This window comes from Azospirillum sp. B4, assembly GCF_000333275.1.
In the GTDB taxonomy this organism is placed as follows: domain Bacteria; phylum Pseudomonadota; class Alphaproteobacteria; order Azospirillales; family Azospirillaceae; genus Nitrospirillum.
In genome coordinates, this window is record NZ_BACU01000418.1 from 1 (window position 1) to 10,809 (window position 10,809).

At 67.5% G+C, this 10,809-nt stretch carries 12 protein-coding genes and 1 pseudogene; 5 read left to right on the forward strand and 8 right to left on the reverse strand.

The genetic code is table 11. From position 1 onward, the window contains the following. Nucleotides 1-151: 151 nt before the first annotated feature. The 4 genes from I55_RS37210 (at nt 152) to I55_RS18675 (ending at nt 4,084) form a co-directional block, all read left to right on the forward strand. Entirely contained in the window at nt 152-469 is a 318-nt protein-coding gene (locus tag I55_RS37210) for a LysR substrate-binding domain-containing protein (protein ID WP_083901236.1), read from the forward strand. A 79-nt stretch (nt 470-548) separates the two neighbouring features. Further along, nucleotides 549-1,583 (forward strand): aromatic ring-hydroxylating dioxygenase subunit alpha, encoded by a 1,035-nt coding sequence (locus tag I55_RS18665; protein WP_199902642.1) that lies wholly within the window; start codon nt 549-551, stop codon nt 1,581-1,583. Between the two features lie 55 nt (nt 1,584-1,638). Then, complete coding sequence (locus I55_RS18670; RefSeq protein ID WP_044562092.1) at nt 1,639-3,438, forward strand: M3 family oligoendopeptidase; 1,800 nt, start codon at nt 1,639-1,641, stop codon at nt 3,436-3,438. Nucleotides 3,439-3,511: 73 nt separating this feature from the next. Continuing rightward, nucleotides 3,512-4,084 (forward strand): hypothetical protein, encoded by a 573-nt coding sequence (locus tag I55_RS18675; RefSeq protein ID WP_044562093.1) that lies wholly within the window; start codon nt 3,512-3,514, stop codon nt 4,082-4,084. A 90-nt stretch (nt 4,085-4,174) separates the two neighbouring features. Here the strand turns inward: I55_RS18675 and I55_RS18680 are convergent, their stop codons facing one another. The 8 genes from I55_RS18680 to I55_RS18715 all read right to left on the reverse strand — a co-directional run bounded on the left by I55_RS18680 (nt 4,175) and on the right by I55_RS18715 (nt 9,398). Next, nucleotides 4,175-4,666 (reverse strand): ATP synthase subunit B, encoded by a 492-nt coding sequence (locus tag I55_RS18680; RefSeq protein ID WP_044562094.1) that lies wholly within the window; start codon nt 4,664-4,666, stop codon nt 4,175-4,177. Continuing rightward, nucleotides 4,666-5,319, reverse strand: a complete 654-nt coding sequence (locus tag I55_RS18685) for an ATPase (protein WP_252181205.1) — start codon at nt 5,317-5,319, stop codon at nt 4,666-4,668. The genes I55_RS18680 and I55_RS18685 overlap by 1 nt, the downstream gene beginning before the upstream one ends. A gap of 273 nt (nt 5,320-5,592) precedes the next feature. Then, complete coding sequence (locus I55_RS18690) at nt 5,593-5,817, reverse strand: ATP synthase subunit C family protein (protein WP_044562095.1); 225 nt, start codon at nt 5,815-5,817, stop codon at nt 5,593-5,595. A gap of 67 nt (nt 5,818-5,884) precedes the next feature. Beyond that, nucleotides 5,885-6,634: a F0F1 ATP synthase subunit A gene (locus tag I55_RS18695; protein ID WP_252181206.1), complete on the reverse strand. Its 750-nt coding sequence runs from the start codon at nt 6,632-6,634 to the stop codon at nt 5,885-5,887. Next, nucleotides 6,624-7,028, reverse strand: coding sequence for an AtpZ/AtpI family protein (locus I55_RS18700; protein WP_044562097.1), 405 nt, complete (start codon nt 7,026-7,028; stop codon nt 6,624-6,626). The genes I55_RS18695 and I55_RS18700 overlap by 11 nt, the downstream gene beginning before the upstream one ends. 180 nt (nt 7,029-7,208) lie before the next feature. Further along, complete coding sequence (locus I55_RS18705; protein WP_044562098.1) at nt 7,209-7,733, reverse strand: copper chaperone PCu(A)C; 525 nt, start codon at nt 7,731-7,733, stop codon at nt 7,209-7,211. 105 nt (nt 7,734-7,838) lie between these two features. Continuing rightward, a complete protein-coding gene (locus tag I55_RS18710; protein WP_044562099.1) occupies nt 7,839-8,510 on the reverse strand; it encodes an SCO family protein in 672 nt (223 codons plus the stop codon). 126 nt (nt 8,511-8,636) lie between these two features. Continuing rightward, nucleotides 8,637-9,398, reverse strand: coding sequence for a PhoH family protein (locus I55_RS18715; RefSeq protein WP_044562100.1), 762 nt, complete (start codon nt 9,396-9,398; stop codon nt 8,637-8,639). A 973-nt stretch (nt 9,399-10,371) separates the two neighbouring features. On the opposite strand from I55_RS18715, the pseudogene I55_RS18720 reads away from it, so the two are divergent. Continuing rightward, nucleotides 10,372-10,809, forward strand: a pseudogene (locus tag I55_RS18720) (septum site-determining protein MinC); the annotation flags it as partial.

Sequence of the window (10,809 nt, forward strand, 5' to 3'; positions counted from 1 at the left end):
GGTCTGTCCGCACGCCAATGGACTTGGCCGGGTTGGCCGTCACCCACTTGATGGCCTCGGCCTCGTCGATCTCAAGCCCCAAGCGCCGGCCGGCGGCCAGCGCGATGGTGGCCTCCTGCACCAGGTGCTGGGTCAGGATCTCGTCATCGGAATGGATATGCTGGAGACTCTGGGCCGGCAGCGCAGCTTGGCGATCGTGGCCTCCCACCTGCTGGCGGCGGCCCCGATGCTGCGCGACAGCGACCTTTTCTGCACCATGCCGGCCCGGGTGGCGCACCCCCTGGCATCGGCCTTCGGCCTGGTGGCGCGGCCCCTGCCCCTGGAGGGGACGCCCGGCATGCGGCTGTCCATGGTCTGGCACCGTCGGCTGGACAGCCACCCAGCCCACGCCTGGCTGCGCCGCCGGGTGGCGGAGGTGGCGCGCGGCCTGCCGCCCATTCCCGGAATGGCCGAGGCGGTGGCCGCTTGACCTGCCTCATTGGCCCCTTCCCGCCGCCGATGTAGAGTGCGGCCCTTGATTCTTCCCCCCGCTATCCGGTGACGACGCCTTGGCCGAGCCTAATTTCTTCCTGGACGACATCTGGTACTTCGCCATGAACGGCGGCACCCTGGCACGCGGCGCCATGCAGGCCATGACCCTGCTGGGCCAACCGCTGCTGTTCGGCCGCACCAAGGAAGGCGCCGTCTTCGCGCTGCGCGACATCTGCCCCCACCGCGGCATCCCGCTGTCCTGCGGCCGATTCGATGGCAAGGAGGTGGAGTGCTGCTATCACGGCTGGCGCTTCGACCAGGAAGGCAAGTGCACCGACATCCCCTCGCTTGTGCCGGACCAGGAGTTCGACCTGAACCGCATCAAGGTGCGCAAGTATCCGGTGCGGGAGATGAGCGGCAACATCTGGGTCTGGATGGGTACCGGTGAGCCGGACCAGGAGCCACCGCAACCGCCGGGCCTGCCGGTGGACAAGCAGCCCGACATGCTGATGACCATGGACTTCCCCTGCCACCTCGACCATGCGGTGGTGGGCCTGATGGATCCGGCCCACGGGCCCTTCGTCCACCAGAACTGGTTCTGGCGCAGCCCGAAGTCCATCCACGCCAAACAGAAGGCCTTTGGCCCCGGCCCCTTCGGCTTCGTCATGAAGAAGCACCGGCCCTCCAGCAACTCCCGCGCCTACACCATCCTGGGCGGCGTGCCGGAGACGGAGATCGCCTTCCGCCTGCCCGGCATCCGCACCGAAACCATCGAGGCCGGCCGCAACCGGGTGTGGAACCTGACGGCGGTGACACCGCTGGACGAAACCAACACCCGCATCACCAACATGTTCTACTGGACCATGCCGTGGGCCAACCTGCTGAAGCCGGTGCTCGGACCCATCGCCCGGCATTTCCTGGGCCAGGACCGCGACGCGGTGGTGATGCAGCAGCAGGGCCTGCGCCATAATCCCACCCTGATGCTGATCAAGGATGCCGACACCCAGGCGCGCTGGTACTACCAGCTGAAGAATGAATTCCGCCGGGCCCGGGAAGAGGGCCGACCCTTCGAAAATCCCGTCAAGGATACCGTCCTGCGCTGGCGCAGCTAGCGGACCGATCCGCTATAGTCATGTCCGACACCGCCCGTTGAACGGAAAGCCGGACATGACCGCCACCGAAACCACGCCTTCCGGGGCCCTGCCCATCTGGGATCTTTCCGACCTCTACGCCGGACCGGAGGCGCCGGCGCTGAAGGCCGATCTGGAACGGGTGGAGCGGGAAGCGCAAGCCTTCCACCGGCGCTATTCCGGCGCACTGCCCGGCCTGTCGGGCAAGGAACTGGCCCAGGCCATCGCCACATACGAGGCGCTGGACGAGACGCTGACCCGCGTCATGAGCTACGCCGGCTTGCTGTACGCCGGGGACCAGAGCGACGGCGCCATCGCCCGCTTCCACCAGTCCATGCAGGAACGGGTGACGGCCGTGTCCGTGCATCTGCTGTTCTTCACGCTGGAACTGAACCAGCTGGCGGACAAGGACATCGATGCCAAGCTGAAGGCGCCGGAGTTGCGGCGCTATGCTGCCTGGCTGCGCGACGTGCGCATCTACCGCCCGCATCAGCTGTCGGATGAGGTGGAGCGCTTCCTGCACGAGAAGGCGGTGGTGGGCCGCACCGCCTGGACCCGCCTGTTTGACGAGACCATGGCGTCGTTACGGTTCCGAATCGATGGCCAGGACCTGACGTCGGCGGAGGCGCTGAACCTGTTGTCGGCGCCGGAGGCGGCGACGCGCAAGGCCGCGGCGCTGGAGATCGGGGCGGTGCTGGGCCGCAACATCAGGCTGTTCACCCTGATCACCAACACCCTGGCCAAGGACAAGGAGATCGAGGACAAGTGGCGCCGCTATGACCACCCCTGGTCGGCCCGCAACCTGTCCAACCGGGTGGAGGACGCGGTGGTGGAGGCGCTGGTGGCCGCCGTGAAGGACAGCTACCCCCGCCTGTCGCACCGCTATTACGCCCTGAAGGCGAAGTGGTTCGGCGGTGACACCCTGGACTATTGGGACCGCAACGCTCCCCTGCCCGACGAGACGGAGCGCACCATCCCTTGGGAGGAGGCGCGGGAAATCGTGCTGTCCTCCTACGCGCGCTTCAGCCCTGAGCTGGCCGGCGTGGGCCGCCGCTTCTTCGACAGTGCCTGGATTGACGCGCCGGTGCGGGCCGGCAAAAACCCCGGCGCCTTCGCCCACCCCACCGTCCCCAGCGCCCACCCCTATCTGCTGGTCAACTACATGGGCAAGACGCGGGACGTCATGACACTGGCCCATGAGCTGGGCCACGGCGTGCATCAGGTGCTGGCGGGTGCCCAAGGCCACCTGCAGTCCGACACGCCCCTGACCCTGGCGGAGACGGCCAGCGTGTTCGGGGAGATGCTGACCTTCCGTGGGCTGTTGGCCGCCGAGACCGACCCGGCCCGTCGCCGCGCCCTGCTGGCCGGCAAGGTGGAGGACATGCTGAACACCGTGGTCCGGCAGACGGCGTTCTATGACTTCGAGCGCCGCGTGCACAGCGAACGCCGCCAGGGCGAACTGTCGGAAGCACGACTGGGCGAACTCTGGCTGGCGGTACAGACGGAGAGCCTGGGCCCGGCCCTGCGATTCGACGGGGGCTACGCGACCTACTGGTCCTACATCCCCCACTTCATCCATTCGCCCTTCTACGTCTACGCCTACGCCTTCGGCGATTGCCTGGTGAACAGCCTCTATGCCGCGTACGAGGAGGCGTCGGCCCGCAACGGTTCGGACGCCTTCGCGCGCCGCTATCTGGAGATGCTGGCGGCCGGCGGCACCAAGCGGCATAAGGAACTGCTGGCGCCCTTCGGCCTGGACGCCACCGACCCCGCCTTCTGGCACAAGGGGCTGGGCATGCTGAAGGGCTTCATCGATGAGCTGGAGGCGCTGGGCTGATCGCCCGCCAGTTCAGGCATTCCGATTCGGGGCCGGGGGCGGTCCCTTCCTCCTGGTACGAAGAACAACAACCATGAAGCATCGCATCATTCGCCGCCTTGCCGTCACGCTGGCGGCCCTGGCTTTCGGCGCCGCCTCGGGCACGGCGCTGGCGGCCGCCCCCAAGCACCAGGCGGGTGAGCACGGGACGGGCAAACATGCGCCGGCGAAGGCGCCCGCCAAGGCAAAAGACCTGAACGGCTGGGGCCAGGTAACCTGGGGTATGACCCGCAAGCAGATCCTGGCCGCCTATCCCAAGGCGCGGGAGTTCGAAATGGGGAGCGACGCACCCAAGGGAGGGCATGTCCGCTACCTGTTCGGCCTGGAAAGCATCCGTCTGGGCGGCTGCGCCTATGCCGTGGATTTCGAGATGAAGAAGAACGCGCTGCGCCGGGTGACCCTCTACGGACAAGAGGCGTCCAAGGATTGCGGCGACGGTGTCGACGCGCAACTGGTGAAGCAGCTGGGCGCCCCCGCCGGCCGGCAGAAGGACGCCGAGTCGGCCAGCGCCGAATGGAAGGCCGGCCACACCAAGGTCACCCTGCGCCGGGGCATGGGCAAGGCCGCGCGCAAGGTAGCACCGGTGGTGGAGTACATACCGAAGTAGGGAACGGTTCGCCCTCATACATCCAAATAAAGAAGGGCGGCCCCGATGGGACCGCCCTTCTTTATTTCGGCTGTGCCGCTGATCGGTTGATCAGTGCAGCTTGGCCGGCAGTTCGGCGATGGCCGCCGTCACCATGGCGTCGCTGCGCGACTGGTCGATGGTCTGGGCCAGCAGCGTCTCGGTGGCGGCCAGGGCCACGTCCACGGCCAGGCCCCGCACCTGCTGCAAGGCGGCGGCTTCGGCCTGGGCGATCTTCTCCAGGGCCTGGGCCTCACGGCGCTTCAGCGTGGCCTCCAGGTCCGCTTCCGCGTGCTGGCGGATACGGTCGGCTTCCTCGCGGGCGGCGGCGATGATGGCGTCCGCCTCCTTCATCGCGTCGCGCTGCTTCTTCTGATAGGCGGTCAGGGCCGCCTCGGCATCCTGGCGCAGCTTTTGCGCGGTCTCGATCTCAAGGCGGATCTTCTCCGCCCGGGCATCCAGACTCTTGCCCAGGGCCCCCAGGCCGCCCTTCCAGACGACCAGGGCGACGAAGATGACGAAGGCGACGCCAACCCAGAAAGTGGGATTCTGCAGATCGAACATCACGCACGCTCCTTCAGGGCGGCATCCACGGCGCCATCGACGCCAGCCTGGTCGGGCTCCACACCCGCCAGCTTGGCGACAGCGGCGGCGGCGGCCTCGGCGGCCACGGCGCGAACGTTGGCCAGCGCGGTCTGCTTCTGGCCTTCGATGCGGGCCTCGGCTTCCTTCTGCTTGACGGCCAGGCCGGCCACCACGTCGGCGATGCGCTTGGCGGCCGCGGCATCGGCCGTGACGGCGGTCTCGTTCAGCAGCTTGTGGGCGCCGGCACGGGCCTCGGCGACGGCCTTCTCATAGGCGGCGACAATGGCGTCGGTCTCGGCCTTAAGCTGCGTGGCCTTGTCCAGGTCGCCGGAAATCTTGGCTTCACGGGCGTCCAGAACGGCGCCGACGCGCGGCAGGCCGACCTTGGCCACCAGCACGTAGAGCGTGCCGAAAGTGATGGCCAGCCAGAAAATCTGTGACGCGAAGGTCTTGGTGTTCAGCTGGGGCAGACCCTTTTCGTCATGCACGCCAGCCTCATGCTCCACGGCGTCCGTCGCGTGGGCGGTTTCCTCACCGGACTGCGCGAACGACGGCGTGCCGCCCAGGGCCACCGTCAGGACGGCGGCGGCGGCAAGGCCCTTCAGCCACACCATGAGCCTTGGATTCACCATGAAGATCACCTTGATTGCGAGATCGCCCGGATTGGGGCTGATGCCGAAAACGCGCCACGGGAACCATGCCCCACGGACGCCCTGCACCGGGCCATCGCCGGAAATCGGACCGGAACCTGTGTTGAGCATTGATTTAATACGCACCGGACATGGGATCGGGGGCGGTGGCCGGCAATCGCCGCCCACCGCCCCATCCCCTGTCAATTCCGCAGGATGCCGGCCTCAGGCGAGGCCGCCCCACGGGGCCGTTCCATCAACGCCCGGGTTTCAGGCTTAGGTGAACAGGATCAGGAAGGCGATCAGCAGCGCGAACAGCGCCACGGCTTCGGTCAGCGCGAAGCCCAGAATGCCGATCGGGAACACGGAGGCGCGGGCGGCCGGGTTACGGCCGACGGAGGCGATCAGGTTGGCGAAGATGTTGCCGATGCCGATGCCGACACCAGCCAGGGCGAACATGGCCAGACCGGCGCCGATGAACTTAGCGGCTTGCGGATCCATTATAGACTTCCTCTGTGATGGAACGGTTGAAAGGTGAAGACAGGCTCTACCGACGGACGATGCGGGCTTAGTGCAGCTCGATGGCGTCGCGGATGTAGAGGCAGGTCAGGATGGTGAAGACGTAGGCCTGCAGGAAGGCCACCATGATCTCGAAACCGACCAGGGCCACGTTGATGGCCACCGGAACGGCGCCGGCCAGCCAACCCACGGCGCCCAGGGCGCCGATCATGGTGATGGTGAAGCCGGCGAAGACCTTCAGCATGGTGTGGCCCGCCATCATGTTGGCGAACAGTCGGATGGACAGGCTGACCGGCCGCATCAGATACGAAATGATCTCGATGGGGATCAGGATGGGCGCCAGCACGATGGGCGCGCCGGAGGGGAAGAAGAAGCTGAAGAAGTGCATGCCGTGACGGATCAGCGCCAGCACGGTCACGAACACGAACACCGTCGCCGCCAGCGCGAAAGTCACGATGATGTGGCTGGTGAAGGTGAAGGTGCCGGGGATCATGCCGATCATGTTGCCGAACAGCACGAAGGCGAAGACCGAGAACACCAGCGGGAAGTAGGGCCGCGCCTCAGCGCCGGCATTGTCCCGCACCATGCCCGACACGAATTCGTACAGCAGTTCCGCGACCGACTGCAGCCGGCCGGGGACCAGCGCGCGGGAAGCGGTGCCGACGGTCAGCAGGGCCGTGATTAGGACGGCCGCGACCACCATGTAGACGGAGGAGTTGGTGAAGGAGACGTCGTGCCCGGCGAGATGCAGAGGAACGATCTGCTCAATGCGAAACTGATGCAGCGGATCAGTGGCCACGATTCCCCTCACCTTCATCCTTGGCGGGGGTGGAGTTGGTTCCGCCCCCTGAGTTGGCGTCCGCATCCGGCCGCCGGTATCCTACCGCGTATCCCATGCCGTTGACGGCCCGGTATACGTTCAACATCGCGGCCGCCGACCCCAGGACGAACATCACGATCAGTCCCCAGGGCGATGTGCCCAGCCAACGATCGATAAGCAAGCCGCCCCCGACGCCGACCACCATCGCCGCGACCAGTTCGGCACCGATCCGGAACGCGACGCCGAGGTAACCCCGCCCCGCCTCATCCTTCCGTTGGGACGGTGAGGAAGAGGGTGATTCGGCACCCCGTCGCGCTTCCCGCAATCGGGCTTCAAGTTCATCCAAGGAAGGCGGGGGTGTCTGGTCCGTCAAGGTCTAAACCCCTGGAGGTATGCCCCTTCCGCCGCAATGGAGTCGTCGCCATGCGAAAGCGGCGGCACCATACGGGGCGGGCCACCCCCTGTCAAGCCGCAAAAGCACAGGGCCAAGTGCCTGAAACTAAAGAACTATTTTGACCCCCTGCGTGGCACGCACAGGGGTGATGCCGCAAGCTCAGCCCGGTCCGTGTCCGCCACCCTGCGTAGCACCGCCACCCATGCCCGGCTCCGCCCCCGGCGCCAGCACCGTCGCCTCGACCGCGAGCGGTGCCGCGGCCTTGAACCGCAGGGTCAAATGGACGCGCTGGCCCACCACCAGGGGCTGGGTCAGGCCCATCAGCATGATGTGCGCACCCTCGGGCTTCAGCGTCACCGTGCCACCCGCCGGCAGGGCCACGCCGTCCACCACCGGCCGCATGCGGGCGATGCCGTCCACCACCTCGGCCAGGTGGATCTGGGCCATCTTGCCCACGTCGGCCTCCACCCCCACCAGCCGGTCGGCAGCCCCTTTGTTGTACAGGGTAAGGAAGGCCACGCCAGCCCTGCCGCCCCGGATGGTGGGCCGGGACCAGGCGGCCGACGCCTCGATAGCCGGCGCTGGCGTGCCCGGGTCCTGGGCCAGCGCCCGGCCAGGCATGGCAACCGCCACCGGCAGGGCGGCGATCATCAAGGCGGTGAGGAGGGAGCGGATACGGGCCATGGCGGTCCCCTGTCTTTGGAAGGCGGCCCCAGGAAGGCCGCGCCACCGTGTGCCCACAAACGCCCCCGGCCGCAAGAGGGCAGAAACGCATAGGGCATCCCGGCGCTATTTCCCCGCCGGCGCCTTGGCCATGGCCTCGCGGATGCCTTTCGCCATGTCTTCCGCCGTGGTGCCACGGGCGAAGATAGTGGCCAGGCGATTGTCGGGGTCCATGAGGTAGACGTAGGTGGAGTGGTCCATCAGGTAATTTTCGGGGTCGTCGCCGTTGACCTTGGCGGCGTAGACCCGCCAAGCCTTGGTCGCCGCCCCCACCTGGGCCGCCGTTCCGGTCAAGCCCACCAGGCGGGGATGGAACTGGGCGACGTAGTCCGACAACTGCTGCGGCGTGTCGCGACCGGGGTCGACGCTGACGAACAGGGGTTGCACCTTGTCGGCCACCGCGCCCAGCTGGTCCATGGCCTGGGCTATCACCTGCAGTTCGGTCGGGCAGATGTCGGGGCAGAAGGTGTAGCCGAAGAACATCAGCCGCCAGGAACCGGCGTAGCTTTTCTCCGTCACCGTCTTGCCCGACTGGTCGACCAGGGTGAAAGGCCCGCCCACGGCCACGCCGGGCACGATCTGGCCGCCGCCGCCGGAAGCCGGCGGCGCCCCGGTGCTGCTGGCGCTGGACGCCGGGCGCGAGGACGGCGGCGCCCCCAGCCACCAGGCGACAAGGGCCGCGAGGCCAAGCGCCGGCACCAGGGTTAGCAGCAGGCGGATCAGACGTTTCTTGGCCATGGGGATAGGGCGCTCGCGCGACGGAAGGGATGTCCCCCATAAACTAACGCGCCCCACGTCCGAAAACAAAGGCAGGCGGCACCCATCGGTACCGCCCGCCCGTGGTTTCAAAGCCTAGGACGTGCCTTACAGCACCGTCAGCATGCTGGCCACCAGGGGGTGGCGCACGATGTCGCGGTCGTTCAGGCGGACGACGGCGATGCCCTCCACCTTCTCCAGCCGGTTGGCGATGTCGGCCAGGCCCGACAAGCCGTTCAGCAGGTCGGACTGGTCCGGGTCGCCCGTCAGCACCATGGTTGAGTGCCAGCCCAGGCGGGTCAGCAGCATCTTGATCTGGCCGTAGGTGCAATTCTGCGCCTCGTCAATCACCACGAAGGCGTTGTTCAGGGTGCGGCCGCGCATGAAGCCCACGGGCGCGATCTCGATGGTGCCCTCGGCCATCAGGGTGCGCAGGCGCTTGCCACCCAGGCGGTCGTTCAGCGCGTCATAGAGCGGGCGCAGGAAGGGGGCCATCTTCTCCCCCATGTCGCCCGGCAGGTAGCCGATGCTTTCCCCCGCCTCGATGGCGGGACGGGACAGGATGATGCGGTCGACGCGCCCGGCCTCCAGCGCCTCAACGGCGCTGGAAATGGCCAGGTAGGTCTTGCCCGTGCCCGCCGGCCCCAGGGCCAGCGCCAGGTTATGGCTGGCGATGGCCTCCATCAGCACCTTCTGATTGGGGCTTTGCGGCTTGACCTTGCGCACATAGCTCTGGTCCCGCCTTTCCTCGATGGGGTCCCAGCCGCTGCTCGGCGGAGCGGCGCGGGCGGGTATCACATCGGGAAAAAGCGGGCGCACCTTGTCGGAGCTGGAGCCGCCGGAAGTCACCTTCACTGGACGCTTGGCCATATCTGTCTCCTCAGTCACACCGAATTGCGCCGTGGGGGACGTGCGCCCCCACGACCAGGTTACTAGGCAGGCAGGAACCACGTGCCCGGGCGGCGGCGGGGGTTGGGACCCCGGGCGCCGGGAACCGGGCACGAAAAAACCGCATCCCCAGGTCAGCGGGGCATGCGGTTTGGGGGGGCCATCGACGGGCACCGATGCGGGCCGTCCACATCCCGGTGCGGGAGATGCCGCGGCAAGCGGGCGGTGGAACGATGGCGGCCTGGCGAGGGTCAACGGCGGCGGGGGCATCGGGGGAAGGCCTTCCCCCCGGCGGGCACACGACAGCGAAGGCAGCGGCGCACAGTTTGGCAATACCCCGTCCCGTCATTCTTGAGTGACGACCCTGGTATGCATCCTACCGCAGGTGCGAGCGCCTGTCAGCAAGCCATGGGGCATACATCAAAGATTCACACCCCAGATGTTGTGCCCTGGCAGCATTCGAGTCGCCGCGCCGCAGCAGCCCCGCCAGCGGCCCGAGTCGCCCTCGCCCTTGCCCATTCGGGATAGCGCCGGGCGATAGGACCGAAAACCGGCGGACCCGTGGCCGGCGGAAAGGCGCCCGCGATTCAAGAGGCTGTCACGCTGCCGCTCCCTCGCCCCGGAGGACGGCCCACCCCGAAGGTGCACTATGACTCAATAAATATTGTGTGGGCTGGCGCTTTCCGCTCAAAATATGGATCTGAGGATTCCCTTGACGCCTGCGCCCATCTGGTTTTGAAACGCGCCTTCGATGGGTCCGGCCTGGGGTGCCGTCCCGCCTTTCCGGGCTGGGACGGGACCCGCGCTTCGAGGACCCTCTGCCCTCCGCGGGCGATCAGAGGCAGGCCCCGGCCCCGCGCTTGGGTCCGACGGGTCATTCCGATCACATGCGGGTGGGTGACGGTCAGGCGGCCGCGCATCGGGCGGTCAGGGGTATTGAGGGGTCAGGGGCGAGATGAGCAACCAGGTGGCATTCCGGGACGCGCCATTCCAACTGCGCGGCAGCAACTTCACCATGATGGTGCTGAAGGTCTCGGACCCGCACGCCCAGAATTTCTTTTTCGCCCTGTCGGACAAGGTTCGTCAGGCGCCCAATTTTTTCCGCAATGCGCCGGTAGTGCTGGATCTGGATGATCTTCCCCCGGGGCAGAGCTTTGATTTCGAGAATTTCTGCGACCTGCTGCGCACGCTGGGCCTGATCGCCGTGGGCCTGCAGGGCGGCACGCGCGAACAGCAGGAGGCGGCGCTGGCTGTCGGCCTGGCGGTGTTCCCGCAGGGCCGCGCCGCGGCGGAGGCTCCGGCGGCGCCCGCCCGCCCGGTGGCCGTGGCTGACGCGCCGTCCCCCGCCCCGGTGGCGGCGACGCCGGCGCACGACCTGCCCTACCAGAAGGCC